At 64.9% G+C, this 23,787-nt stretch carries 24 protein-coding genes; 9 read left to right on the top strand and 15 right to left on the bottom strand.

The features are described 5' to 3' along the window. Window positions 1-17: 17 nt before the first annotated feature. Window positions 18-989 (bottom strand): LysR family transcriptional regulator, encoded by a 972-nt coding sequence (locus F0Q04_RS05400; protein WP_182344842.1) that lies wholly within the window; start codon window positions 987-989, stop codon window positions 18-20. Window positions 990-1,138: 149 nt separating this feature from the next. Between F0Q04_RS05400 and F0Q04_RS05395 the strand changes: the two genes are divergently transcribed. Further along, on the top strand, window positions 1,139-1,381 hold the full coding sequence (locus tag F0Q04_RS05395) for a hypothetical protein (protein WP_182344841.1): 243 nt from the start codon (window positions 1,139-1,141) through the stop codon (window positions 1,379-1,381). 217 nt (window positions 1,382-1,598) lie between these two features. Here F0Q04_RS05395 and F0Q04_RS05390 read toward each other — a convergent pair whose 3' ends face one another. Next, the gene (locus F0Q04_RS05390) at window positions 1,599-2,192 is read right to left on the bottom strand and encodes a TetR/AcrR family transcriptional regulator (RefSeq protein WP_182344840.1); all 594 of its coding nucleotides are present in this window, start codon (window positions 2,190-2,192) and stop codon (window positions 1,599-1,601) included. A 106-nt stretch (window positions 2,193-2,298) separates the two neighbouring features. On the opposite strand from F0Q04_RS05390, the gene F0Q04_RS05385 reads away from it, so the two are divergent. Then, window positions 2,299-3,570, top strand: coding sequence for a beta-ketoacyl-[acyl-carrier-protein] synthase II (locus tag F0Q04_RS05385; protein ID WP_182344839.1), 1,272 nt, complete (start codon window positions 2,299-2,301; stop codon window positions 3,568-3,570). A gap of 45 nt (window positions 3,571-3,615) precedes the next feature. On the opposite strand, the gene F0Q04_RS05380 is transcribed toward F0Q04_RS05385, so the two are convergent. Continuing rightward, window positions 3,616-4,101, bottom strand: coding sequence for a hypothetical protein (locus F0Q04_RS05380; RefSeq protein ID WP_182344838.1), 486 nt, complete (start codon window positions 4,099-4,101; stop codon window positions 3,616-3,618). A 236-nt stretch (window positions 4,102-4,337) separates the two neighbouring features. On the opposite strand from F0Q04_RS05380, the gene F0Q04_RS05375 reads away from it, so the two are divergent. Next, window positions 4,338-4,847: a DUF1993 domain-containing protein gene (locus F0Q04_RS05375; RefSeq protein WP_116926701.1), complete on the top strand. Its 510-nt coding sequence runs from the start codon at window positions 4,338-4,340 to the stop codon at window positions 4,845-4,847. A 194-nt stretch (window positions 4,848-5,041) separates the two neighbouring features. Here F0Q04_RS05375 and F0Q04_RS05370 read toward each other — a convergent pair whose 3' ends face one another. The 4 genes from F0Q04_RS05370 to F0Q04_RS05355 all read right to left on the bottom strand — a co-directional run bounded on the left by F0Q04_RS05370 (window position 5,042) and on the right by F0Q04_RS05355 (window position 9,020). After that, on the bottom strand, window positions 5,042-5,497 hold the full coding sequence (locus F0Q04_RS05370; RefSeq protein ID WP_133248171.1) for a hypothetical protein: 456 nt from the start codon (window positions 5,495-5,497) through the stop codon (window positions 5,042-5,044). Window positions 5,498-5,582: 85 nt separating this feature from the next. Further along, complete coding sequence (locus tag F0Q04_RS05365; protein WP_133248172.1) at window positions 5,583-5,969, bottom strand: hypothetical protein; 387 nt, start codon at window positions 5,967-5,969, stop codon at window positions 5,583-5,585. A gap of 44 nt (window positions 5,970-6,013) precedes the next feature. Next, complete coding sequence (locus F0Q04_RS05360; RefSeq protein ID WP_133248173.1) at window positions 6,014-6,427, bottom strand: hypothetical protein; 414 nt, start codon at window positions 6,425-6,427, stop codon at window positions 6,014-6,016. 163 nt (window positions 6,428-6,590) lie between these two features. Then, complete coding sequence (locus tag F0Q04_RS05355) at window positions 6,591-9,020, bottom strand: heavy metal translocating P-type ATPase (RefSeq protein ID WP_182344837.1); 2,430 nt, start codon at window positions 9,018-9,020, stop codon at window positions 6,591-6,593. Window positions 9,021-9,115: 95 nt separating this feature from the next. On the opposite strand from F0Q04_RS05355, the gene cadR reads away from it, so the two are divergent. Beyond that, window positions 9,116-9,550 (top strand): Cd(II)/Pb(II)-responsive transcriptional regulator, encoded by a 435-nt coding sequence (gene cadR / locus F0Q04_RS05350; RefSeq protein WP_116926706.1) that lies wholly within the window; start codon window positions 9,116-9,118, stop codon window positions 9,548-9,550. A gap of 81 nt (window positions 9,551-9,631) precedes the next feature. Here cadR and F0Q04_RS05345 read toward each other — a convergent pair whose 3' ends face one another. The 4 genes from F0Q04_RS05345 to F0Q04_RS05330 form a co-directional block, all read right to left on the bottom strand. Then, window positions 9,632-9,976, bottom strand: coding sequence for a DUF4148 domain-containing protein (locus F0Q04_RS05345; RefSeq protein ID WP_165841252.1), 345 nt, complete (start codon window positions 9,974-9,976; stop codon window positions 9,632-9,634). A 196-nt stretch (window positions 9,977-10,172) separates the two neighbouring features. After that, window positions 10,173-13,352 carry an efflux RND transporter permease subunit gene (locus F0Q04_RS05340; protein WP_182344836.1) on the bottom strand — a complete coding sequence of 1,060 codons (3,180 nt, stop codon included), beginning with the start codon at window positions 13,350-13,352 and terminating at the stop codon, window positions 10,173-10,175. 12 nt (window positions 13,353-13,364) lie between these two features. Next, entirely contained in the window at window positions 13,365-14,744 is a 1,380-nt protein-coding gene (locus F0Q04_RS05335) for an efflux RND transporter periplasmic adaptor subunit (RefSeq protein ID WP_182344835.1), read from the bottom strand. Window positions 14,745-14,748: 4 nt separating this feature from the next. Then, window positions 14,749-15,963, bottom strand: a complete 1,215-nt coding sequence (locus tag F0Q04_RS05330; protein ID WP_232539512.1) for a TolC family protein — start codon at window positions 15,961-15,963, stop codon at window positions 14,749-14,751. Between the two features lie 349 nt (window positions 15,964-16,312). Between F0Q04_RS05330 and F0Q04_RS05325 the strand changes: the two genes are divergently transcribed. The 5 genes from F0Q04_RS05325 (at window position 16,313) to F0Q04_RS05305 (ending at window position 20,087) form a co-directional block, all read left to right on the top strand. After that, a complete protein-coding gene (locus F0Q04_RS05325) occupies window positions 16,313-17,002 on the top strand; it encodes a heavy metal response regulator transcription factor (RefSeq protein ID WP_133248233.1) in 690 nt (229 codons plus the stop codon). Then, entirely contained in the window at window positions 16,999-18,360 is a 1,362-nt protein-coding gene (locus F0Q04_RS05320; RefSeq protein WP_182344834.1) for a heavy metal sensor histidine kinase, read from the top strand. Before F0Q04_RS05325 ends, F0Q04_RS05320 begins: the two co-directional genes overlap by 4 nt. A gap of 112 nt (window positions 18,361-18,472) precedes the next feature. Further along, window positions 18,473-18,967, top strand: a complete 495-nt coding sequence (locus F0Q04_RS05315; RefSeq protein WP_182344832.1) for a MarR family winged helix-turn-helix transcriptional regulator — start codon at window positions 18,473-18,475, stop codon at window positions 18,965-18,967. Beyond that, the gene (locus F0Q04_RS05310; protein WP_182344830.1) at window positions 18,964-19,734 is read left to right on the top strand and encodes a DNA alkylation repair protein; all 771 of its coding nucleotides are present in this window, start codon (window positions 18,964-18,966) and stop codon (window positions 19,732-19,734) included. Before F0Q04_RS05315 ends, F0Q04_RS05310 begins: the two co-directional genes overlap by 4 nt. A 14-nt stretch (window positions 19,735-19,748) precedes the next feature. Then, window positions 19,749-20,087, top strand: a complete 339-nt coding sequence (locus F0Q04_RS05305; protein WP_116927762.1) for a DUF6616 family protein — start codon at window positions 19,749-19,751, stop codon at window positions 20,085-20,087. Window positions 20,088-20,102: 15 nt separating this feature from the next. Here F0Q04_RS05305 and F0Q04_RS24165 read toward each other — a convergent pair whose 3' ends face one another. From F0Q04_RS24165 to dbpA, 4 genes are all read right to left on the bottom strand, one after another. Continuing rightward, the gene (locus F0Q04_RS24165) at window positions 20,103-20,684 is read right to left on the bottom strand and encodes a sugar O-acetyltransferase (protein ID WP_116927761.1); all 582 of its coding nucleotides are present in this window, start codon (window positions 20,682-20,684) and stop codon (window positions 20,103-20,105) included. Window positions 20,685-20,771: 87 nt separating this feature from the next. Then, on the bottom strand, window positions 20,772-21,233 hold the full coding sequence (gene dtd / locus F0Q04_RS05295) for a D-aminoacyl-tRNA deacylase (protein WP_116927760.1): 462 nt from the start codon (window positions 21,231-21,233) through the stop codon (window positions 20,772-20,774). A gap of 59 nt (window positions 21,234-21,292) precedes the next feature. Further along, the gene (locus tag F0Q04_RS05290; protein ID WP_116927759.1) at window positions 21,293-22,246 is read right to left on the bottom strand and encodes a cation diffusion facilitator family transporter; all 954 of its coding nucleotides are present in this window, start codon (window positions 22,244-22,246) and stop codon (window positions 21,293-21,295) included. A 22-nt stretch (window positions 22,247-22,268) separates the two neighbouring features. Next, complete coding sequence (gene dbpA, locus F0Q04_RS05285; RefSeq protein WP_182344828.1) at window positions 22,269-23,678, bottom strand: ATP-dependent RNA helicase DbpA; 1,410 nt, start codon at window positions 23,676-23,678, stop codon at window positions 22,269-22,271. Window positions 23,679-23,787 lie beyond the last annotated feature (109 nt).

The following is a 23,787-nucleotide window of genomic DNA, read 5'->3' as shown; positions in this document are numbered from 1 at the left end:
CAGCGTAGCGCGCATCGTTAGGGCGCTTCGCTGGACATAATCTGCGCCAACGCCGGATGCCCCGGCAGCACCTCCAGCAAATAGTCCACAAAGCTCCGCACCTTGGCAGGCACATACTGCCGGTCGCGGAAGCAGGCAAAAAAGTCCAGGGTCACATCCTGCAGTAACAGCGGGCCCGGTGCTGCTTTGCGGCCCTTGCGCGCGGGCTGCAGCACCAAGGGCACCAGCCGCCCTTCCTGCACATGGCGCTGGGTGATAAAGCTGCCGGCCCAGACGATACCGCCACCAGCAACCGCCAGCTCCACCAGCGCATCGATATCGGTGCCAATGGCGGCAACACGCAGACCAGGGTCGACCCGCCGGCCATCGCGCACAAAGGGCCAGCGCATAAAGCGCCCGTCCCGCTCGCGGCGGTACAGCAAACAGGCATGCTGCAGCAGATCCTCGGCCACCTGCGGGCGGCCATGCTTTTCCAGATACGCGGGCGAGGCGTACAAAAAGCGCGGCATGGCCGCGAGTGGCCGCACGGACATGCCGGGCTCCAGCACATCGCGGTAGCGGATGCTGACGTCCACATCCTCCTTGAGCACATCGACATCGCGGTCGGTTACGAGCAATTCCAGCTCCAGCTGCGGGTGGCGCGCCTGAAAAGCCGGCAGCAAGGGTGCCAGCACATGGCGGCCAAAGGCAGCCATGCAGGCCACCCGCAGCCGCCCCTGCACAACCCCATGCACCAGCGACACATCGGCCTGCGCCCGCGCCAGTGCATCCAGCACCGGCGCCACCCGGGCCAGGTAGCGCTCGCCCGCTTCGGTCAACGCCATCGAGCGCGTGGTGCGCGTGAGCAAGCGCGTGCCCAGCTCGCGCTCCAAGCGCGCAATGTTCTGGCTGGCCGCAGCCGGAGAAATACCCAGCTGGCGTGCAGCCGAGGCGATGGAGCCCCCTTCCAGGGCTTTGACAAAGATATCGATAGCGCGCAGATTCGTCATGAATGTGAATGTATCCCCAAACCCATTCGTAAATCTGGATTACGAGTTCTGCAAGCCGGCGCCCTCTACCGCAGCGGCTGCCGCATGCGTACAGTGCCCCCTAAGGCAGCGGGCCAAGGGGCCCGGCCACGATGGATTTGGAGCCAGCTATGCAAAATGTGATTGAGGCAGTGACGCCCAAGGGCGATGTGGTTTTTCGGGCAGCGGATGGAAGCTATATCGTCGCCCAGCAGATCGATGCCAAGCCTTTGAAGCAGGCGCAGATCCTGGAGGGCGCACTGGAGACCATCGGCATCGAGACTGCGACGGATGTGGCTACGGGGCTGCGCTACCAGTTCTTCATCGCCGGCTATGGGCTGTCGCGCGAAGGGGCGTTTGGGGCGCCGGAGTGAGCAGAGCATTCCAGGCATCCCGGGGAACGTACCCACGCTGCCCTTTTCCTCAGGCGTGTTGAAACCTCATGCCACCCTTTACGTCCTTGACGCCCAATGACCGATTGAAGGATGGAAAGGGTGGATTGATTCCCGTTGCGGTCCTAGGTCGAAGATGCCGTGGAGCTCGTCATTCGCCTACTGCTGCAGGCGGTTTACAGCGCCATCTTGAAAACTATCATTCGTCGCCTGCCGGCGCCAACTTCTCCCGCAATGTAGCCAAAATCTCCTCCGACAGCCCCGGATTGCCCGCCGCCGTAGCGCGGGCCAGCACCAGAGCCCCCACCATGCTGCTGAGCGCCCCGATGGTCTGGGCGCGCTTGGCAGGCCCATCGCCCGGCACGACTTCCATAAAGCGCTGGATATTGCGCTCCACCCCCAGCGCAAATACCTCGGACATCTCCGGCCCGGCGCGGGCCGCATCGGTGGCCAAGGCGGCGGCGGGACAGCCTTCGCCCGGATGGTCGCGGTGGTTGGCCGACAGATAGCCATGCACCAAGGCGCGCAGCCGGGCGGGCGGCGCATCATCGGCAGCAGCGGCATCCAGGCCTTCGAGCGGCGTGATGGTCCAGTCAAAGGCGCGCAGGCAGGCCTCTCTGGCGAGGGCATCCTTGGACGCAAAGTGGCGGTAGAGCCCGCCATGCGTCAGGCCCGCATCACGCGTGATCTCGGCCACGCCCACGCCCTCCAGGCCCTTTTCACGGTAGAGGCGCGCAGCGGCATCCACGATGCCTTCGCGGTTTTCGGCGGCTTGTGCTTTGCTGACTTTCATTCGTTAGATGATACCCATCATCAAAACTCATTTATGATGACGCCCATCATCAATAAAGCTGGGCGCTCGTTGTACCGCAATGGCGCCCATCCGCGAAAGCTGCCATATGGATCGTCGTGTCGTCATCACCGGGCTGGGCCTGGTGTCACCGCTGGGTTGCCATGTAGAGCTGGCCTGGCAGCGCTTGCTGGCGGGCCAGTCGGGCGTCCGTGCGCTGGCCGCCGAGGTCGGTGAAGGCACCGGCGTCACGGTCGCTGGCCGCGTCCCCAGCTTGCAAGAAGACCCACAAGCCGGCTGGAGCGCCGAGGCCATCATTGCCGCCAAAGAGCTGCGCCGCATGGACCGCTTTATCGCCTTTGCGCTGGGCGCCGCAGACCAGGCGCTGGCGCATGCGCAGTGGACCCAAGCCAGCGCCGAGCAGCAAGAGCGTGCAGCCACCATCATCGGCTCCGGCGTGGGCGGCTTTAGCACCATTACCGACGCGGTACGCACCACCGATGGCAAGGGGCCGCAGCGCCTCTCGCCCTTTACCGTACCGGCCTTTCTGGCCAACCTGGCCGCCGGGCAGGTCTCCATCCGCCACCAGCTCAAGGGCCCGCTGGGCGCGCCGGTCACCGCCTGCGCCGCCAGCATCCAGGCGATTGGCGATGCGGCACGCTTGATCCGCAACAATGAGGCCGACATGGCGCTGTGCGGTGGCAGCGAAGCCACGATTGACCGCGTGGCGCTGGGCAGCTTTGCAGCAGCCAAGGCCGTCGCCACCGGCGGCGAGGACCATCCCGGCCAGGTGTCCCGGCCTTTTGACATGGCGCGCGAGGGCTTTGTGATGGCCGAAGGCGCAGGCCTTCTGATGCTGGAGGCCTTGGACCACGCATTGGCGCGTGGCGCCAAACCGCTGGCCGAGGTCGTCGGTTATGGCACCTCGGCCGATGCCTACCATGTCACCTCCGGCCCCGAGGACGGATCGGGCGCCGCCCGCTCCATGCGCGCCGCCTTGCGCCAGGCGCAACTCCAGCCCGGCGATATCCAGCACCTCAATGCCCATGCCACCTCTACCCCGGTCGGCGATCGCGGCGAGCTCGCTGCCATCCGCCAGGTGTTTGGCGCCGGCACGGGCCCCTCCATCACCGCCACCAAGTCAGCCCTGGGGCATATGCTGGGCGCCGCCGGCGGGGCTGCTGCGATCTTTACCGTCTTGGCTTTGCGCGACCAGATGGCGCCGCCTGTGCTCAATCTGGACAACCCGGACCCTTTAGCCGACGGTCTGGATCTGATTCGCGGCAGTGCGCGGGCGCATGCGATCGAGCATGCGATGCTCAACGGGTTTGGGTTTGGGGGGGTGAATGCTTCGTTGGTGTTGAAGCGGTATGGGGGCTGATCGGCACTTCAGCCATGTCAAGCAGCCACCCACCGGGTCGTTTGCTCAAATTTCATAGGCATAGCTACACCGAAGCTCAGCCGCTTTCAGCGCGGCTTGAAAGGGCTCCGGAGCCTCTTGGATTGTGGCCACAAAGCTGGCCTTGAGTTTGCCGCCCCCCATGCTGCCCTTGTACTTGATGCTCTTGGGTTGGGCCTGAAGCTGCAGCCGGTTGGCCCCCGACAGGGCCACATCCAACTTGAAGATGCCACGGCGAAAATCCGTGCGCTCAGTGGCCTCTGCCTGCGGCGACGCCAAGCCCAGGGTTTGCGCACCGTAGGAAAGCTGCAGATCGATATCCACGATGGAGGCGGGAATAGCGCCCACCAGGCTTACCGCCTGCCCGGCACGGCTGCCAGTGCAATTCAGTTGCGCAGTATTGGCACCGGCGATGGCCTGGCCGGTGAGAGCGAATGGCAACACCAGGGCGCAGAGCGGCAAGAATTTTTTCATCGGTTTTCCTTCAGCAGCAGGACAGGGGTTGCGCAGCATGGGCTGCATCAGATCGGCGGCATCGATAGGACCATCTGGGCCCGGTTCATGGCGGTGTCCCCCACCTGGTCATAGATTGTCGTCGGCCTATGTTCATGGATGCAACTGGCGTCCAGCCAGCCGATAACGGCACCATGCGCGCTGTTGGATTCGTTTGCTGGTAGCCTCCCATGCCAGGCAGAATCTCTGCCAGCCCCACCACGGCCATCTTGCCATTTCAAAAAAGTGAACCCTCTATGACCAGCCCGCTGTACACCGCCTCCATTCCCGTCATGCAGCAGATGTTGCATGCCCTGTCAGAGGTGCTCAAGAAGGCCGAAGACCATGCGGCGCAACGCAACATCGATCCCAACGCGCTGCTGCAGGCACGGCTGTTTCCCGACATGTTTCCGCTCGTCCGTCAGGTGCAGATCGCCTCGGACTTCTCCAAGGGCATTGCTTCGCGCCTGGCGGGTGCCGAAGTGCCATCCTGGCCCGACACAGAGACCAGCTTCGCTGACCTGCAAGCCTTGATCGCCAAGGCGCTGGCCCATCTCGAATCCTTCCCAGCCGCGCAGTTTGATCTGAGCGAAAGCCGCGACATCGTATTGCGCCCCGGCACGCCCAAGGAAAAGAAGCTGACCGCCAGTGCCTATCTGCTGCACTATGGTCTGCCGCAGTTCTTCTTCCATGTGACCACCGCCTATGCCATCCTGCGCCACAACGGTGTGGAGGTTGGCAAGCGCGACTATATGGGCACCTATTAACAGGGGGGGGCGCCATCCGCTCATGGCGATCAGCGCCTCAATGACTACCCATTTTTCACTTGGCGATTCGGAAGAACGCGTGCAGCGTGTGGAGCGTTGACCGCTCGGAACATCGTAATAGCTCAGTGGGGCCTCTGCGCCGCAAGCAGAAATACCTTGGTGGAGCTTGCCAATTGGTCACTTCAAGCGACAATCTACGAACTGTGTAGCTGACTATTCCCGCGCAAACGCAGCATACGAATGGCTCGCCGAACCTCATCAGGTACCTGGTGATAGATTCGCTGAGTCTTCCGGTCCGGGGCATATCTAGCAAACTCGGAATGAATACGCTCAAGCGCAGCCAGAAGCTGATCTCGAATTTCCCTGCTATCCCAACCTGTTTCCATGATTTCATGTGCGATGCGGGTCAAGCCCGAGGCCGCATCGGTATCACCTCGGGAGTCCTCCGAAGCCAGATACTGCAAATAGGCCGGCAAATAGAAAACACGTGCCTTGGGGCCCATATCGGCTAGCGCTTCAGCGCATTGGATGGAATGCGTCCGGAACATCGCTGAAACCTCGGCGATGCTCTTCCCCAAGAACATCTGGGCGGCGAAACGCTCATCCAGCGAATCATGGATGTTGATTTCTTCTAGGGTAGGAAGGCACATGGCTGCCAAGTCTATCAATCTTGCATCCTGACTGATTGGAGCCTCGCCCCGAGAGAACCGCAGTCCCATTCTTGGGAATCGATGCTCAGGAAGCGGCGGCCATCTCACGAAGAACCTGGATCGCCAGCGCCCCGTAGCCTGCACCAAAGCCGGGGTTTCTGATGCTGATGTTTTGTGCAGATGTGACGTCTTCCCACTTCAGCATTGTTTCCACCGAAGTGTGGTGCTCATTCGTTTCAATCTCGAAAGCAATGAACCGTGCTTCAACGGTGAGCAACATGCCGAAGAGGCCTGGCATTCCTGGCTCATCAATGCCCAGTTTCAGAACGATGGCGGTGCTCCAATCAATGCCTCGGGCTAAGGCGCAGTCCTTGAGCGCTTGTGGCCAAGGATGCTCTCTCCAGTAACGCGCGCTTCTGCGAATCATGTCTACAGACACATCGTTTTGCTGACGAACATCTCTTTGTTTCATGTGGTTCAAGAGTCTGCATCCAATCAATGTCGCAGGCTTGGGAGTCAGTCACCCCAAAAGCCACGGTTAAAGGGCTGAAAGTCGAGCGCGTCAGCCTTGCTAATGCCGATACAAGACATAACCTCAACATAGGTCATTTCAACGGTCTCAAGATTGGAGTCGTCAATAGGACCAAATGGTTGGCCTTGGAATGAGCCGAAGGCGTACACCGCGTCAATACCTCCCCAGGTTACATAGTCGATGTACAGCCATGAATCTGCAACAGCGATTCCCAACTGCTCGGCAAGTGCCAACAGCTCTTGCGCGGATGGATGTTTTCCACCCAAAGATGGCAAAGCTATTCCAGTGCCTGAGAACGGTACATGAATGGCCCGAACTATGGCATCGGCTGGCAGCTCCGCTGACTTCTCAAATGTGCTCAACAAAGGTACTAGAAAGCCGGTAAATCGATAGGCCATAAATCACGACGCCTGAATTGTTGAAGGCTTGAAAGAAACGGGCATTGTGCAGGGTAAAACCAGGGTCTGCAGACCCAGAGAATATGTTGTGATGCGGCTGAAACTCTGGATATGCCGACCCTGGCAGGCAAGCTTGCCAGCTAGCCAGCTGCCCAGAAGTGCCCTATTTCCCACCACGCAGCAACCGCAGCCCATTGAACACCACCAGCAGACTCGCCCCCATATCGGCAAACACCGCCATCCACATGGAGGCATTGCCAAACACGGCCAGCGCGAAGAACACCACTTTGATGCCCAGCGCGAAGATGATGTTCTGCCACAGGATGGCGTAGGTGCGTTTGGAGAGTTGCACGGTTTCCGGCACGCGGCGCAGGTCGTCGTTCATGATGAGGATGTCGGCGGCCTCCTTGGCGATGTCGGTGCCGGCGCCGCCCATCGAGAAGCCGATGGAGGCGGCGGCCAGGCTGGGCGAGTCGTTGACGCCGTCGCCCACCATGCCGGTGGGCTGCTGGGCCACGAGGCCGTTGATGACCTGGAGCTTGTCCTCGGGCAGCAGGTTGGCCTTGACCTCGTCGATGCCCACCTGCGCGGCAATGGCGCGGGCGGTGGCTTCGTTGTCTCCCGTCAGCATCACGGTGCGGATGCCCAGGGCCTTCAATTCAGCAATCGCCTGCTTGCTCGATTCCTTGGTGGTGTCGGCCACCGCAAACAGCCCCAGCACGCCTTGTTCACTGGCCAGCACCGAGACGGTCTGCCCCTGCTCCTCCATCGCCAGCATCAGCGCCTCCACCTCGGCAGAGCACTGGCCGCGCTCATGGATCCAGCGGTGGTTGCCCAGCACATAGCTGTGGCCGCCGATATCGCCCTTGACGCCACGGCCCAGCTCGGCGGCAAAGTTGCCCACCTCCAGCACCTCACCATCGATACCGGCGGCCACCGCCTTCGATACCGGATGGTCCGAGCGCGCGGCCAGGCTCTTGGCGATGCGCTCGATCTGCACGGCATCGGTACTGGTCGACAGCATGCGGGTCTGCACCAGCTGGGGGGTGCCAGCGGTGATGGTGCCGGTTTTGTCCAGGGCGACGACGCGCAGCTTGCGCGCCTCTTCCAGGTAGGCGCCGCCCTTGACCAGAATGCCCCGGCGGGCGGCGGCCGACAGGCCGCTGACAACGGTCACTGGCGTGGAGATCACCAGCGCGCAAGGGCAGGCAATGACCAGCAGCACCAAGGCCTTGTAGATCGCCGTCAACCAGGGCCAGTCCAGCATCAGCGGCGGCAGCACGGCGACTGCCACGGCCAGCACAAACACAGCGGGGGTGTAGATGCGGGCAAAGCGGTCGACAAAACGCTGCGTGGGCGCGCGCTGGCCCTGGGCCTGCTCCACCGCATGGATGATGCGGGCCAGCACGGTGTCGGTCGACAGCTTGCTGACCTCGAACTCCAGCGAGCCGCTTTGGTTGATGGTGCCGGCAAACACCGGGTCGCCCGGCGCCTTGTCCACCGGAATGCTCTCGCCGGTCACGGAGGACTGGTCCACTGCGCTTTGGCCGCTGGTCACCACACCATCCAAAGCAAAGCGCTCGCCGGGCTTGACCCGTGCCAGCGTGCCGACCGCTACCGTCTTGGCATCCTGGATCTGCCAGCTGCCATCGGCCTGCCTGGCTTCGATCTGCGGCGGTGACAGCGCCAGCAACTGGGCAATCGCATTGCGCGCGCGGTCCACCGAGCGCGCCTCAATCAGCTCGGCCAGCGAGTACAGCGCCATCACCATGGCCGCCTCGGGCCACTGGCCAATGACAAAGGCGCCGATCACCGCGACGCTCATCAGCGCATTGATACCCAGCTGGCCGCGCAGCAAGGCCGACAGGCCTTTCTTGAACACGCCCAGGCCGGACAGCGCAATGGCCAGTGCGGCGACCGCCATCCCGACCATGCGCCAGACCGAGGTCTCGGGTGTCAGCAGGTGCAGCAGCTCGGCGGTGGCCGCCACCACCAAGGCCGCAACCAGACGGTAGAGCTCCCGGCGTTGCGCCTTTTGCACATCGGCCGCAGCCGGCGGGGCGGACAGCGTCTCGGTGCGAAAGCCTGCAGCCTGGATTTTTTCCGTCACGGCCGTCCATTGCTGTGGGTCGGCTTCGACCCGCAAGGTGCGGGCAGGCAGGTCAAACTGCAGCAGCTTGACCCCTGCAGCCCCTTCCAGAATCTGGCGAATCTGCCCCTCCTCCACCGGGCAGTCCATCGCAGGAATGCGCAGCAGCAAGGCGCCGTCATCGGCCTTCAAGGCCGAGCTGGCCTGGGCGGCAGCGCCCAGGTCGGGGCTGCAGCAATCGTTATGCGCATGCGCGGCAGCCGTTGCGGCTGGGGCATGGGAATGTGAATGCGCATGGTCGTGGCCATGGCTGTGATCGTGACCCTTGTCGTGGCTATGGCCGTGGTCGTGCGTATGGTCGTGCGTTTGGCCGTGCCCCTTGGCGGCCACGGCAGCGGACTGGTGGTCTTTGCCGGCGCAGCAGGATGCCGCTGCATGGCCATGGGAATGGCGCTGCGCGGTGTCGGAATGGGCGGTGACTGGGTTGGAATTCGTTTGGGTCATAAAGCGTGCTCCCTGTTGCTTCGATTAAAAACCCTGTAGTAACTACAATGTCAAGCCTAAATCGCTAGACTCCGTATGGACATGGGGGCAATGACATGAAAATCGGTGAACTGGCCACGGCCTCGGCGACGCCCGTGGAAACCATCCGCTACTACGAGCGCGAAGGCCTGCTGCCGCAGCCCACGCGCACCGCCAGCAACTACCGCATCTATGAAGAGCAACACCTGGAGCGCCTGCAGTTCATCCGCAACTGCCGAGGGCTGCAGATGTCGCTGGACGAAGTGCGCGAGCTGCTGCGTTACAAGGACGAACCCGCCCAGGACTGCGCCGAAACGGTGGACAAGCTGCTTGAAGCGCATATCGGCCATGTCGCCCTGCGCATCCAGGAGCTGCGCGGGCTGGAGGCCCAGCTGATCGCGTTGCGTGACCGCTGCCGGGGCACCCAGGATGTGGAGCACTGCGGCATTCTGGCGGGCCTGGCCGAGACGCCTGTGGCGCCGGCCGTCAAACAGCATCTGCATGTGCGCTAGGCATAAGGCGCCGAGTGGTTGGAAAGTCAAACGGCGCAAAAAAGGTGGCGCACTGCGCCACCTTCTAGAGCCACGCCGCGTTTAGCCACGGAACATTTGCAAGCGCGCCTTTCTCTGCGCCGGCGTCTCGCTGGTGTAGGCATCGATCACCTGCTGGCGCGTCTTGCCTGGACCGGAAGCAACAGGCGCGGGCGGGTAGTTGCTGCTGCGCAAGGCGTTCGGCCCGCGCTTTTGCAGCGCCTCGATGGTCTCCGCCTGCACCTGGGCGCGGCTCTTGCCCGGCTGGGCATGTTCGGGGTAGAGCTCGTAGCCCTTTTCCGTCGGTGCCGAGTGCAAGGTGGCGCTGGCCGATGCGTTGCCCAGCATGCCCAGCGACAGGGCTGCGAACGCCAGGGACAACAAGGTGGAGGTGCGTGTCTTTTGCATGGTTGCAATGCCTTTCATAGGAGTGGAAATACTCTCGCTGCAGGTGCATTCGAGATGGCTCCATTGTTGAAAAAACACGCTGACCAAAGCCCCACAGCAAGATGACATTGCTGCAATGCGCGCTGCGCGCCTGGGGCAGAAGCCACAAAGCCATGGCAGCGGGCCATGGCTTTGTGTTCAGTGCCTGCCGGCCCCCTTAGGCCGGGTGCGGCACAGCGCCCTCGGAGGTCTTGCGCTCCTCCAGCTCGTCCTCGGAGAGATCACGCCGGTGCACCAGCCGGTATAACAGCGGCAGCACCAGCAAGGTGAGCACCGTCGACGACAGAATGCCGCCAATCACCACGGTGGCCAGCGGGCGCTGCACCTCGGCACCGGTGCCGGTGGCAATGGCCATTGGCACAAAGCCCAGCGATGCGACCAGCGCCGTCATCAGCACGGGCCGCAGGCGCGACAGCGCTCCGGTGTGCACGGCATCGGGCACAGCCAGCCCACCCTCGCGCAGCGCGCGGATCGACGAGATCATCACCAAGCCGTTCAGCACGGCCACGCCGGACAGAGCGATGAAGCCAATCGCCGCCGAGATGGACAGCGGAATACCGCGCAGCCACAGCGCCAGAATACCGCCGGTCAGCGCAAACGGAATGCCGGTAAAGACGATCAGGCCATCGCGCACGTTGTTGAACATCGCAAACAGCAGGGTGAACACCAGCAGCAGCGCGACGGGCACGACTATCTGCAGCCGCTGCTGGGCCGATTGCAAGTTCTCGAAGGTGCCGCCCCAGCGCGTCCAGTAGCCGCTGGGCAGGGCCATCGCGCCCAGGTCCTGCTGCGCCTGCTCGACAAAGGAGCCGATATCGCGGCCCCGCACATTGGCGCTCACCACAATGCGGCGCTTGCCATCCTCACGGCTGACCTGGTTGGGCCCGGGCGACAGCGCAAAGCTGGCCACCGCTGACAAGGGCACAAAGCCCAGGCGGCTGCCCTCCTGCTGCGGCAGCGCAATGGGCAGGCGCTCCAGCGCGGCCAGGTCGCTGCGCACCGCCTCAGGCAAGCGCACCTGTATGTCAAAGCGCCGGTCGCCTTCAAACACCGTGCCTGCCTCCTGTCCGCCCACGGCCGTAGCAATGGTCTGCTGCACATCGCCCATGTTCAGGCCATAGCGCGATGCCTTTTCCCGGTCCACCTGCACCGTCAGCATCGGCAGGCCGGTAGTCTGCTCCACCTTCACTTCGGAGGCGCCGGGCACCTTCTGCAGCATCGCGGCAATCGACTGCGCGGTGCGTTCGAGCACCTGCATATCGTCGCCAAACACCTTGACCGCCACATCGCTGCGCACGCCCGAGATCAGCTCGTTAAAGCGCAGTTGGATCGGTTGCGAGAACTCGTAGTTGCTGCCCGGTATCGCCTCTACCACCTCCTGCACCTGGGCGAGCAGTTCCTCGCGACTGCGCTGCGGATCCGGCCATTGCGCACGCGGCTTGAGCATGATGTAGCCATCCGAGATATTGGGCGGCATAGGGTCCGAGGCAATCTCGGCCGTTCCGGTGCGGGCAAACACGCGCTCGATCTCGGGCACCTGGTCCTTGAGCGCGCGCTCGATCTGCATCTGCATCTCCAGCGATTGCGTCAGACTCGTGCCCGGCACACGCAACGCCTGGATCGCGAAGTCGCCCTCGTTCAGGTTGGGCGCAAACTCGCTGCCCAGGCGTGATGCGAGCAGCAGGCTCAGGGCCACCGAAACGACAGCCGCCGTCAGCACCACCACCGGCATGCGCATCACCCGCGCCAGCAAGGGCTCATAGGCCTGGCGCGCCCAGGTCATCAGGCGGTTTTCCTTCTCGCCCACCTTGCTGCCAATGAACAAGGCAATGGCCGCCGGGATAAAGGTGATGGACAGAACCATCGCGCCCACCAAGGCCAGCACCACGGTCAGCGCCATCGGGTGGAACATCTTGCCCTCCACCCCCGTCAGCGCAAAGATCGGCAGGTAGACCACCATGATGATCAGCTGGCCAAACAGCAGCGGACGGCGCGATTCCTTGGCGGCGGCAAACACCTCATGGAAGCGCTCGCTGCGCGACAGCGGGCTGCCCTTGCGCTCCTGCGCATGCGCCAGGCGCCGCACGCAGTTCTCCACAATCACCACCGCCCCGTCGATGATGATGCCAAAGTCCAGCGCGCCCAGGCTCATCAGGTTGGCGCTGATGCCCCACTTGACCATGCCGCTGAAGGTGAACAGCATCGACAGCGGAATGATCAGCGCCGTGATCAGCGCAGCGCGGATATTGCCGAGGAACAGAAACAGCACCACCACCACCAGCGCCGCGCCTTCGACCAGGTTTTTCTTCACTGTCGCAATGGCTTTTTCCACCAAGGTCGTGCGGTCGTAGACGGTCACGATCTTCACGCCCTGGGGCAAGGTCTTGCGGATCGACTCCATGCGCGCATCCACTGCCTTGGAGACGATGCGGCTGTTCTCGCCGATCAGCATGAACACGGTGCCCAGCACCACCTCGCGGCCGTTGTCGGTGGCTGCACCCGTGCGCAGCTCGCGGCCCAGGCTCACCTCAGCCAGGTCGCGCACGCGCACCGGCTGGCCTTGGGTGCTGCCCACAATCACTTCCTGGATGTCCGCAATGCCCTTGACCTGGCCGGGCGCGCGGATCAGGTATTGCTCGCCTTCGCGCTCGATATAGCCCGCCCCCACATTGGTGTTGTTGCTCTGCAGTGCTGCAACCAGCTTGTCCATCGAGATGCCATAGGACGCGAGCTTGTCCGGCCGGGGCGCCACCAGGTATTCCTTGGCAAAGCCGCCGATGGAGTTGATCTCGGTCACGCCGGGCACGTTGCGCAGCTGGGGTTTGATGACCCAGTCCTGGATCTCGCGCAGGTCCATGGGGGTGTAGGGCGTGCCATCAGGCTTTTTGGCGCTATCTTCCGCCTCCACCGTCCACAGGTAGATTTCGCCCAGGCCCGTGGAGATGGGGCCGATGCTCGGTGCAATACCGGGCGGCAGCTTCTCACGCGCTTCCTGGATACGCTCATTGACCAACTGGCGGGCAAAGTAGATGTCGGTGCCGTCCTTGAAGATCACCGTCACCTGCGACAGCCCGTAGCGTGACAGCGAACGGGTCTGCTCCAGGTGCGGCAGGCCGGCCATCACGGTCTCGATGGGGTAGGTGATGCGCTGCTCGGTCTCCAGCGGCGAGTAGCCCGGCGCCTGGGTGTTGATCTGTACCTGCACATTGGTGATGTCGGGCACGGCATCGATGGACAGGCGCTGGTAGCTGAATACGCCCAGCGCAGCCATGGCGAACACCGCCAGGATGACCAGCCAGCGCTGCTCGATGGAAAAACGGATGATGCGTTCAAACATGCGGGCTCCCGATCAATGCGCGTGCTCGGCAGAGGCCTTGCCCAGCTCGGCCCGCAGCATGAAGGAGCCCTCCTTGACATAGCGCTGCCCGGCCTGCAGGCCCGATGTGACTTCGGTGGTTTTGCCATCCGTCGCACCCAGCTCAACCACCTGGGCCCGGTAGCCGCCCTCGGCCGGCACAAACACCACGCTCTCTTTGCCATCGGGCCGCTGGATGGCCTTGGCGTCCACCGCAATGGGGACGGGTGATTCACCGGCCAGCACCGCCACATCGACAAACAGGCCCGGGCGCCACACCCCTTGCGGATTGGCCAGCGCCACGCGCGCCGGTGCCGTGCGGGTTTGCGCGCCGATCAGCGCTCCCACGTAGGCGATCCGGCCTTCGGCTTGGGAGTCAAACGCCGTGGCGCGCACGACGACCGGCGCGCCCATTCGCACATCGGGCAGCTGCGGGGCGGCCACGCTGATCTCCGCCCAGACCGAGCGCAGATCGGAGACGGTGAACGAGGCCGTGCTGTCGGTCACCGACTCGCCCACGGTCAGGTGCTTCTCCACCACCATGCCAGCCAGCGGCGCGCGCAGCTCATAGCGGCTGGCACCAGCCACGCCCGCCCCAATGGCGGACAGCTTTTGCGCGGCATTGGCCACGGCAATCTCGGCCTCCTGCAGCGCTTGGCGCGCTGCCTGGTAATCCTGCTCGGCAGAGATCCGCTCCTGCCACAGCTGCTTTTCGCGCTCGTAGCTGCTCTTGGCAAAGGCCAGCCGCCGCTGCGCCGTTTGCAGCTCGCTGCGCTGGTCCGACACCGCCGGGCTCTGGATGACAGCCAGCAGCTGCCCCTTGGCCACCTGCTCACCGAGCTGGGCGTGGACCGAGGCCACCACACCGGCCACCCTGGGCACCACGTGCGCCGTGCGGTCTTCGTCAAAACGGATCTCGCCGGGCAGCAGCACCTGCTTTTGGATGGACGCCGGCCCCGCCTGGTCCACCACCACACCGGCCGCCTTGGCCTGCGCTGCGCTCAGCTTGACGAGGCCCTCGCCCGCTTCTTCGCCTTCGGCATGGCCGCCGGTGGCATCGCCGTGCGCATCCTTGCTGCTGGCATCGGTTTTGTTGTCATGGTGCTCACCATCGCCATGCTGGTCGGCTTCCTGGTGCGCATCGGCGCCCGCCTTGGCACCGGTTTTGGCAGCAGCTTCGCCATGGTGCTCGCCATCCTGGTGGGATGGCGCATCGCCATGGCCTGCTGCCGCTGCAGCGGGGGCTGCGGCCGCCGTGCCCGGGCCGCGCAACAAATAGGCGCCGCCGGCCACACCGGCAGCGGCAATCACCGCCGCGGCGATCCACTGTTTGGATGAGCTCAGCGAAGTATCGAATGGGGTTTTCTCGGACATGGGATCAGGTTCCTGTAGCGGCCGCCAGCGCTGGCGTGCCAAAGATGCGTTCAATCTCCGCACGGGCGCGGTGCGAGGCCATCAGCTGGTCCAGCAGTTGGCGCTGGCTGTCAAACAGGCTGCGCTGGGCGTCGAGCACATCCAGAAAGCTGAACTTGCCCAGCGAGAAGCCGCGCACGGCCAGGTCATAGGCCGATTGCGCCGTGGGGATCACTTGGCTTTGCAGCAGCGCCACCTGCTGGTTGCTGCTGAGCCACTGCTGGCGGGCGGCAAACACCTGGGCCTGCAGTTGCAGGCGCTGGTCCTGCAGCTGCTGCTCGGCCTGGTCCACCTTGCGCAGTGCCTGCAGCTGGTTGCCGGCATTGCTGTCAAACAGAGGCAGGGGAATGCTTACCCCGACAAACACCTGGTTGCGCCCTACATCCCGGGCGCGCTTGACGCCCAGGCTCAACGTCGGGTCCTGCACGCGCTTGGCGCGCTCCACCGCAGAGGCGGCGTGGCTTTGCTCCAGCGCGCGCCGTGCCAGCAGCATCGCAGGCGCATCGTCCAGGCGCTGGTCCAGCTGCTCGGCCGTGGGGGCCTGCACGGTGGCCGAGAAATCACCACTGGCCAGCCCCAGCTCTGCACCGCGCCCGCCCCAGAGCGAGGCCAGGTTCTGCTGCGCCACGCCGGTCAATGAGCGGGCCTGCGCCAGCTCCAGGGCCGCATTGGCCTGCGCCACTTGCGCACGGCTGGCCTCCAGCGGCGGCACCTTGCCTGCCTGCACGCGCTTGTTGGCGGCATCCAGCGCCTGCGTGGCCAGCGCATGGGTCTTGGTCGCAAAGTCCACCCGCTGCTGCGCCAGCAGCAACTCGTTGAAGTTGACCAGCACCTGGTAGCGCAATGCCGCCTGGGTGGCCACGACGCTCGCCTGCGCTGCCGCCTTCTCGCTGTCGGCCAGCTGCATGCGCGCCTCGCGCTTGCCGCCCAGCTCAATCAGCTGGCTGATCTGCACGGTGTTGGTACGCGTCTCGGGGCGGGTGTCTTCGACGTTGAGAGAGACCTCGGGATTGGGGCGTGCCTGGCTTTGCATGACCAGGCCGTCGGCCGCAGCCGCGCCGAAGCGGGCGGCCTGCAAACCGGGGTTGGCCGCCAGGGCCTTGTCCCAAGCGGCGGCCAGCGTGATAGAGGGAGTCACCCCTGCAGGCAGGGTGGCGGTCGCCGTAGCAGGGTCTTGCACAGGTATCGGCTCTGCATGAGCCAGCGGCCCCAAGGCGCTGGCCAAGGCAGCCCCCAGCAACCATGCGGGCCAGGCAGGCCCTAGCGGCCGTGGAGGATGGGTGCCTGCCCGCATGGGGCCCGGCAACGGGGTGGTCATAGCTGCTTCTCCTGTGGTGGCAGATAGCGCCCAGGACGGCCTTGGCAGTGCCGGGCCAAACAGGGGCGGCCAGCACCGCAGCGGCCCCCATGCAGGCGGTATCCATATGCGATGCAACGGACTGTAGAAAGCAGCAACGAACACAATGCCGTCGGGAAAATGACAAATTTGTAATCGCCGCCAGCCGGCACCATCAGGGACAATGGCGGCCATGAGACTGCTGCTGATTGAAGACGAAGCCAAGCTCGGCGAGTACCTGCGCAAAGGTCTGGCCGAGGAGAGCTACACGGTCGATGTCGCCACCAACGGCATCGATGGCCTGCACCTGGCCATGGAGCTGGACTACGACCTGATCGTGCTCGATGGCATGCTCCCGGGCATCGATGGCTTTGCGGTGCTGGCCGCGCTGCGCCAGGCCAAATCCACCCCGGTGCTGATGCTGACCGCCCGCAGCGATGTGCAGGACCGGGTGCGCGGCCTGCAAAGCGGCGCCGATGACTACCTGATCAAGCCCTTTGCGTTTTCCGAGCTGGTGGCCCGCATCCAGGTGCTGCTGCGCCGCGCGCAGGCCCACCCGGCGTCCCCCGAGCCCACAGTGCTGCGCCAGGCTGATCTGGAGCTTGACCTGATCCGGCGCAAGGCGGTGCGCGCTGGCGTGCGGCTCGATCTGACGGCCAAGGAGTTCAACCTGCTCGCCTTGCTGCTGCGCCGCCAGGGTGAGGTGCTCTCGCGCACCGAGCTGGCCTCGCAGGTCTGGGACATGAACTTTGACAGCGAGACCAATGTGGTCGAAGTGGCCGTGCGGCGCCTGCGCATGAAGGTGGACCAGCCTTTTGCCGCGCCCTTGATCCACACCGTGCGCGGCATGGGCTATGTGCTGGAGAGCCGGGCCCAGCCATGAACCCGACCACCGCCGTACCGCATCTGGGGCGCCGGCTCTCGCGCTGGATGGCGCTGCTGTCGATGCTGGGCCTGGGCGCCGTCAGCCTGGTGGTGTTTCTGGTTTTCGACAACACCTTGTCGGCCCGCCAAAAGGAGATGCTCGACCAAAAGCAGCAGTCGCTGATGCATGTGCTGCGCGATGACAGCACGGCCCACCGCGACAAGGCGCTGGACCACCTGCTGACCGATTTTCTGGCCGGCCACGGCGACTACGCGATCCGCGTGGTGGACGACCAGGGCCATGTGCTGTTCGACAGCATCCCGCCCGACTGGAGCGGCCACCACACCCTGCAGCGCAGTTTTGCTGTTGGCATCACCGCGCCCCAGTACCACCAGGCGCGCGCAGCCACCGCCACCTTGGTGATGGACCTGCGCCCCGACGAGGCCTTGCTGCGCGGCCTGGGCTGGACCTTGTTTGCAGCCATGGTGGCCGGCTCCTTGCTGCTGGCGCTGTTTGGCGGCCTGCTGGTGCAGCGCAGCCTGCAGCCCATCGCCTCACTGGTCTCGCAGATCAGCCTGCTGTCGGCCCGCGATTTTGAGCGCCGGCTCGACGGCAGCGGCCTGCCCCAGGAGCTGCAGCCCATCGTCACGCAGTTCAATGCGCTGCTCAACCGCCTGGCCGATGCCTACCGCCAGCTCGAAGCCTTCAACGCCGACGTGGCGCACGAGCTCAACACGCCGCTGGCCACCCTGATCTCCAGCACCGAAGTGGTCTTGCGCAAGCCCCGCTCGGTGGATGAGCTGCGCGATGTGCTGGAGTCCAACCTGGAGGACCTGCGCCGCATCGCCGCGATGGTGGGCGACATGCTCTTCCTCTCGCGTGCCGACCAGGGCGTGGGCGCGCGCGAGACCGGGGTCGTCAGCCTGGCCGCCGTTGCCCAGGATGTGGTCGAGTTCTATGAAGCGGTCGCGCTCGATGCCGACCTGCGCCTGGAAGTGCTGGGTGACGCGCAGGCCCAGGTCGATGCGCCGCTGATGCGGCGCGCGCTGTCCAACCTGCTGAGCAATGCCACCCGCTATGCGCTGGCGGGCTCTGCGATCCGCATCGACATACGCTCGCGCTGGCAGCACGAGCATGCCCATGCGGTCATATCCGTGACCAACACCGGGCCCGACATTGCGCCCGAACACCTGCGCCACCTGTTTGACCGCTTCTACCGCGCCGATGCCTCGCGCCACAACGCCGAGCGCCACCATGGCCTGGGCCTGGCCATTGTCAAAGCCATCGCCAAGATGCATGGCGGCTCGGTGTTTGCCCAGTCGCAGGGCGGCGAGACGACATTTGGGCTGATTCTGCCGGTGGCGCCCGTCCTGTGACGGAGCGCTGCTTCTAGCCACGCAGTGCGTTCGCCAACCGCCATCCCCATGGCATGCCACCAGGCAGCATGCTTTGTGCATATAATTAGCCACCTTACTATAAGCCGCCATCATGCAACTCGCCCAAAAATACAACGCCCTGCTGGACGAAGCCCAGCGGCGCGGCATGCCCGATGTGGCAGGGATTCGCCTTTGCTTCCAGACGCTCACGCTGGCAGCAGATATTGACCGCGACTGCGCCCGCTTGCTGGCCCCGAATGGCCTGTCGGAAGGGCGCTTTGTGCTGCTGTTCCTGCTGGACGCCGCGGCCGATGGCCTGGCGCCCAATACCTTGGCCGAGCGTGCGGGCGTGACCCGGGCCACCGTCACCGGTCTGCTCGATGGCCTGGAGCGCGAAGGCCTGGTCGCCCGCCATGCCGAGGCCAGCGACCGCCGCGCGCTGCGCATACGGCTCACCGGCAAAGGCCGGCAGCTGGCCCAACAGGTGTTTGCCCAGCACAGCCACTGGATCGCCGGGTTGTACGGCGGGCTGTCGGCCAGCGAGCGCCAGCAGCTGGCCCAACTGCTGGACAAGGTGGCCCGCAACCTGGGCGAAGCAGCGCTATGAACAGCCCACGCAAAGGCGCCAGCCGCGCGGCCGATATCCCTGCCGATGTGCTGCAAGCGCTGTCCAGAGGCGAGATCGCCACCGCCACGCTGGCTGAATGCACGGCGCTGGACCAGGCGCAGCTGCTGCGCACCGTCTTTCCCGGTCTCTCTGCCCAGACCTTGCAGCAAGCCGATGCCGCTTGCACGCTGGGTATTCTGGGGCGCATGGGCCGCATCGGCGAGCTGCTGCTGAATGCCCTGGGCGCCGAGGGCATCGCGCAGTGCCGCAACCACCCGGTAGACACCGTGCGCGGCTGGGCCTGCTTTATGGTTGGCGCCCAGCCCGGGCTGGCACTGCCGGTGCGTCTTTCCGCGATCCGCAGCCTGGCCGACGATGGGCATTTTGGCGTGCGCGAATGGGCCTGGATGGCCTTGCGCCCGCATCTGGCCAGCGCTCTGCACGAGGCCATCGCACAGCTGCTGCCCTGGACGGCATCGCCGTCCGACAAGCTGCGCCGCTTTGCCTGCGAGGCACTGCGCCCACGTGGCGTCTGGTGTGCGCACATCGCCGCGCTCAAAAAGACGCCCGCGCAGGCCCTGCCGCTGCTGCAAGCGCTGCGTGCTGACCCCTCCATCTATGTGCAGGATTCCGTCGCCAACTGGCTCAACGACGCCGCCAAGGACCAGCCCGACTGGGTGCGCGAGATCTGCAGCCAGTGGCTGGGCGATACACCATCGCCCAACACCGCACGTATCTGTCAACGCGCGCTGCGCAGTATTCGCTGAAAGAAGCCCCAGCCATGTCTTGCTACCTTGTCGAGCTCTATACCCCGAATGCCGCCTGGCAGGCGCTGCCCGCCGCGCAGCGCCTGTCGTTTCTGTCCGCCATCGGCCAGGGCCTGGGCCAGCTCTCCAGCCAGGGCATCGAGCTGCTCTCTCTGGCAGAGACCGATACCGCCATTGCACAAGCCAGCCAGCACCAGTTTCTAGGCATTTGGCGCTTTCCCAACCCGCAGGCACGCGATGCCTTGCTGGCCGCGATAGAGGCCAGCGGCTGGTACCAGTACTTTGCGCATGTGAATGCAGCCAGCGACGCGGGGACGGTGGACACCCACCTGGCAGCGCTGGCGGCGGTCTGAGCGCGACGCGACACCTCAGGCGTAGGCCTGCGCATCCTTGTCGGTGATGGCCCGCAGCACACGCGCCGGGTTGCCGGCACTCACCACGCCTTCGGGCACATCCTTGGTGACGATGGCACCGGCCGCAATCACGCTGCCGGCACCGATGTTGACGCCAGGCAGCACCTGCACGCCCGCCCCGATCCAGACGTTGTCGCCAATGGTGATGGGCAGGGCGAATTCCAGCCCCTGGTTGCGCCGCGCGGCATCGAGCGGGTGGCCGGAGGTGTAGAGGCCGACATTGGGCGCGATAAAGACGTTGTTGCCGATGCGGACCTTGGCGGCATCGAGGATGACCAGGTTCACATTGGTGTAGAAGTGGTCGCCAATCTCGATGTTGAAGCCGTAGTCACACAGGAAGGGGCCATCGAACACCGGGTTGCGGCCCAGCTTGCCCAGCAGGCCGCGCAGAATCACTTCGCGCTCGGCACGCAGGTGCGCGCCGATCTGCTGGAAGGCAAACAGCTTTTCCTTGGCGGCATCGCGCAGCTGCAGCACGCTGGGGTCATGGTTGGCGTCGTACAGCAGGCCGGCAGCGGCTTTTTCCATCTCGGTCATCGGTGTCTCTCGTCCTCTCGGTGGCAAAAGGACTGAGTCTAGCTGCTGCTTGTCGAGCTCCAGATGACGTGGCTGGGTGGATAGGCCTCAGGCCACCGTCGCAGCAACGGGCGCAATGCGCAGCGGAATCGTCACCGGCCCGTCATTCATCAGGTAGACCTTCATGTCGGCGCCAAAACGGCCCGTCGCCACCTCGGGGTGCAGCGCGCGCGCCTGCGCCACGACATAGTCGTACAGGCGCTCGCCATCGGCCGGGGGCGCGGCCTGGGTAAAGCTGGGGCGGTTGCCGCCGCTGGTGTCTGCGGCCAGGGTGAACTGGCTCACGATCAGCAGGCCGCCGGCCACATCGACGACGCTCTTGTTCATCTTGCCGGCCTCATCCTGGAAGATGCGCAGCTTGAGCATCTTGGCCAGCCACTTGTCGGCTTCTGCCTGGCTGTCGCCGCGCTCGGCGCAGACGAGGGCCAGCAGGCCATGGCCAATCTGGCCAATCACTTGGCCATCCACTTCAACTCGTGCTTCGCGCACCCGTTGCAATACGCTGATCATCGGAGATTCTTGCTTCCGGAAAGGCGGCAGGCCAGGGCGCTGCAGCCGGGGTTCATGGTTCAGGGGCTGGGTGCATCGCCGTGCAGCTGCACGGCCTCGGTCTGGGTTTGTACGCCCAGCGGCAGTACTTCCATGCTGATGCGCGCCTGCGGCAGCTCCTGCAGCAAAGCGGCTTCCAGCTGCATGCGCAGTTGGGTGGCATGGGCCAGGGTCCAGTCGCCGGGCATGTGCAGGTGCATGTCGATAAAGTGCAGCGAGCCGGCGCGCCGGGTGCTGAGCTTGTCGCAATGCACGGCGCCGCCGGTTTGCGCCTCAAAGCTGCGCACGCAGTGCTCGATCTTGGCAAGGGTCTCGGCATCGATGGACTCGTCCATCAGGCCCTGCGAAGAGCGCCAGACCAGCTGGCCACCTTCTTTGAAGATATGCAGCGCCACCGCAATGCCCAGCACCGCATCGAGCCAATGCCAGCCGGTCAGCATCGCCAGCAGCAAGCCGCCGACCACGCCGACCGAGGTCCAGACATCGGTCATCAGGTGGCGGCCATCGCCTTCCAGCGCCATCGAATGGTGCGCGCGTGCCGCCCGCAGCATGACAAACGCCAGCCCGCCGTTGAGCGCCGTGCTGAGCATGGACAGCGCAATGCCCCAGCCCAGCTGCTCGAGCGGCTGGGGGTGTAGGAGGCGGTCCACCGAGGCCCAGACAATGGCCATGGCCGCGCCAAAGATCAGCAGGCCCTCAAAGCCGGCAGAGAAGTACTCCGCCTTGGTGTGGCCATAGGGGTGGCCCTCGTCAGCCGGGCGCTTGGCAATGGTGACCATGCCCAGCGCAAACAGCGCGCCCACCAGGTTGACCAGCGATTCCAGCGCATCGGACAGCAGGCCCACCGAGCCGCTGACGGCCCAGGCACTGGTCTTGAGGGCAATGGTGGCAATGGCCACCACCACCGAGATGCGCAGCAGGTTCTCGGGCGTAGTCCAGCGGCTGTGCGCTGCGGCGGGTAAGGCAGGTTTCATGGCGGGCGGGGTGCGGCGGGGCTTAGAGCAGGCGCGCCTTCACGGTTTTGCCCTTGACCCGGCCGCTGTTGAGCCGGTCCACCGCCTGGTGGGCGATATCGCGGCTGACGGCCACATAGGTCGAGAAGTCGTTCACATTGATCTTGCCGATCTGCTCCTTGCTGTAGCCAAAGTCGCGCGTCATTGCGCCCAGCACATCGCCAGCGCGGATCTTTTCCTTGCGCCCGCCAATGATCTGGATGGTGCGCATCGCCGGCACCATCGGCTGGTCGGATGCCGGGGTCAACTCGCTCAGCGGATGCCATTGCGACTCGCGCCCTTGCAGCAGCTCGATCTTGCCGACCGAGCCCATCTCGTCCATGCTGGCCAGGCTCAGCGCCAGGCCTTCGGCATCGCCCCGGCCGGTGCGGCCAATGCGGTGGATATGCACTTCAGCGTCGGGCGTGGTGTCCACGTTGATGACGGCGGCCAGGTTGGCGATATCGAGGCCGCGCGCGGCCACATCGGTGGCCACCAGCACGCTGCAGCTGCGGTTGGCAAACTGCACCAGCACCTCGTCGCGCTCGCGCTGTTCCAGCTCGCCAAACAGCGCCAGCGCGCTCACGCCCTGGGCCTGCAGCACCTCGACCAGGTCGCGGCATTGCTGCTTGGTGTTGCAAAAGGCGATGGACGACTCGGGCCGGAAATGCGCCAGCAGCTGCGACACGGCATGCAGGCGCTCGGACTCCTTGACCTCGTACCAGCGCTGCGCGATCTTGTGCGCGCTGTGCTGCGAGGCGACCTTGACGGTCTGCGGATCGCGCATGAAGCGCTCGGCCAGCTGGGCAATGCCCTCGGGGTAGGTGGCCGAGAACAGCAGGGTCTGGCGCTCGGCCGGGCACTGGCTGGCGACGGTGACGATGTCGCCATAAAAGCCCATGTCCAGCATGCGGTCGGCCTCGTCCAGCACCAGGGTGTTGAGGGCGGCCAGGTCGATCACGCCGCGCTCCATCAGGTCCATCACCCGGCCCGGGGTGCCAACGATGATGTGGGCACCGTTTTCCAGGCTGGCGATCTGGTTGCGCGAGGGCACACCGCCATAGACGGTGACGACCTTGATGTTCTCCTCGGCGCGCGCGAGGCGGCGGATTTCGGTGGCGACCTGGTCGGCCAGCTCACGGGTGGGGCACAGCACCAGCGATTGCACGGCAAACCAGCGCGGGTTCAGGCGGGCGAGCAGGGCCAGGCCAAAGGCGGCGGTCTTGCCGCTGCCGGTGCTGGCCTGGGCAATGACATCCTTGCCTTGCAGCGCAAAGGGCAGGCTGGCCGCCTGGATCGCCGTCATCTGCGTGTAGCCCAGCTGCTGCAGATTGGCCTGCATGGTCTGGCCCAGAGGCAGTTGGCTGAAAGAGCTGGCGTCCGCTGCGTTGGCGGTGGTGGTGGTTGCGTTCATGGCGCAATTATCCCGCGCCCGGCCTGGCAGCCGCTGGCGGCCCTGCGGGTACCCCTGAATCCGGCCTTGGCGCCGCCGGCCACCGGTGCTGACAGCCAGCAACACCGGG

The organism is Comamonas koreensis (assembly GCF_014076495.1).
Classification (GTDB): Bacteria; Pseudomonadota; Gammaproteobacteria; order Burkholderiales; family Burkholderiaceae_C; genus Comamonas; species Comamonas squillarum.
This window is presented reverse-complemented; position numbering and strand designations above follow the sequence as displayed.

Coding starts and splice junctions, on each gene's coding strand:
- F0Q04_RS05400 (WP_182344842.1), bottom strand. CDS start 989: ATGACGAATCTGCGCGCTATCGATATCTTTGTCAAAGCCCTGGAAGGG.
- F0Q04_RS05395 (WP_182344841.1), top strand. CDS start 1,139: ATGCAAAATGTGATTGAGGCAGTGACGCCCAAGGGCGATGTGGTTTTT.
- F0Q04_RS05390 (WP_182344840.1), bottom strand. CDS start 2,192: ATGAAAGTCAGCAAAGCACAAGCCGCCGAAAACCGCGAAGGCATCGTG.
- F0Q04_RS05385 (WP_182344839.1), top strand. CDS start 2,299: ATGGATCGTCGTGTCGTCATCACCGGGCTGGGCCTGGTGTCACCGCTG.
- F0Q04_RS05380 (WP_182344838.1), bottom strand. CDS start 4,101: ATGCTGCGCAACCCCTGTCCTGCTGCTGAAGGAAAACCGATGAAAAAA.
- F0Q04_RS05375 (WP_116926701.1), top strand. CDS start 4,338: ATGACCAGCCCGCTGTACACCGCCTCCATTCCCGTCATGCAGCAGATG.
- F0Q04_RS05370 (WP_133248171.1), bottom strand. CDS start 5,497: ATGTGCCTTCCTACCCTAGAAGAAATCAACATCCATGATTCGCTGGAT.
- F0Q04_RS05365 (WP_133248172.1), bottom strand. CDS start 5,969: ATGAAACAAAGAGATGTTCGTCAGCAAAACGATGTGTCTGTAGACATG.
- F0Q04_RS05360 (WP_133248173.1), bottom strand. CDS start 6,427: ATGGCCTATCGATTTACCGGCTTTCTAGTACCTTTGTTGAGCACATTT.
- F0Q04_RS05355 (WP_182344837.1), bottom strand. CDS start 9,020: ATGACCCAAACGAATTCCAACCCAGTCACCGCCCATTCCGACACCGCG.
- cadR (WP_116926706.1), top strand. CDS start 9,116: ATGAAAATCGGTGAACTGGCCACGGCCTCGGCGACGCCCGTGGAAACC.
- F0Q04_RS05345 (WP_165841252.1), bottom strand. CDS start 9,976: ATGCAAAAGACACGCACCTCCACCTTGTTGTCCCTGGCGTTCGCAGCC.
- F0Q04_RS05340 (WP_182344836.1), bottom strand. CDS start 13,352: ATGTTTGAACGCATCATCCGTTTTTCCATCGAGCAGCGCTGGCTGGTC.
- F0Q04_RS05335 (WP_182344835.1), bottom strand. CDS start 14,744: ATGTCCGAGAAAACCCCATTCGATACTTCGCTGAGCTCATCCAAACAG.
- F0Q04_RS05325 (WP_133248233.1), top strand. CDS start 16,313: ATGAGACTGCTGCTGATTGAAGACGAAGCCAAGCTCGGCGAGTACCTG.
- F0Q04_RS05320 (WP_182344834.1), top strand. CDS start 16,999: ATGAACCCGACCACCGCCGTACCGCATCTGGGGCGCCGGCTCTCGCGC.
- F0Q04_RS05315 (WP_182344832.1), top strand. CDS start 18,473: ATGCAACTCGCCCAAAAATACAACGCCCTGCTGGACGAAGCCCAGCGG.
- F0Q04_RS05310 (WP_182344830.1), top strand. CDS start 18,964: ATGAACAGCCCACGCAAAGGCGCCAGCCGCGCGGCCGATATCCCTGCC.
- F0Q04_RS05305 (WP_116927762.1), top strand. CDS start 19,749: ATGTCTTGCTACCTTGTCGAGCTCTATACCCCGAATGCCGCCTGGCAG.
- F0Q04_RS24165 (WP_116927761.1), bottom strand. CDS start 20,684: ATGACCGAGATGGAAAAAGCCGCTGCCGGCCTGCTGTACGACGCCAAC.
- dtd (WP_116927760.1), bottom strand. CDS start 21,233: ATGATCAGCGTATTGCAACGGGTGCGCGAAGCACGAGTTGAAGTGGAT.
- F0Q04_RS05290 (WP_116927759.1), bottom strand. CDS start 22,246: ATGAAACCTGCCTTACCCGCCGCAGCGCACAGCCGCTGGACTACGCCC.
- dbpA (WP_182344828.1), bottom strand. CDS start 23,678: ATGAACGCAACCACCACCACCGCCAACGCAGCGGACGCCAGCTCTTTC.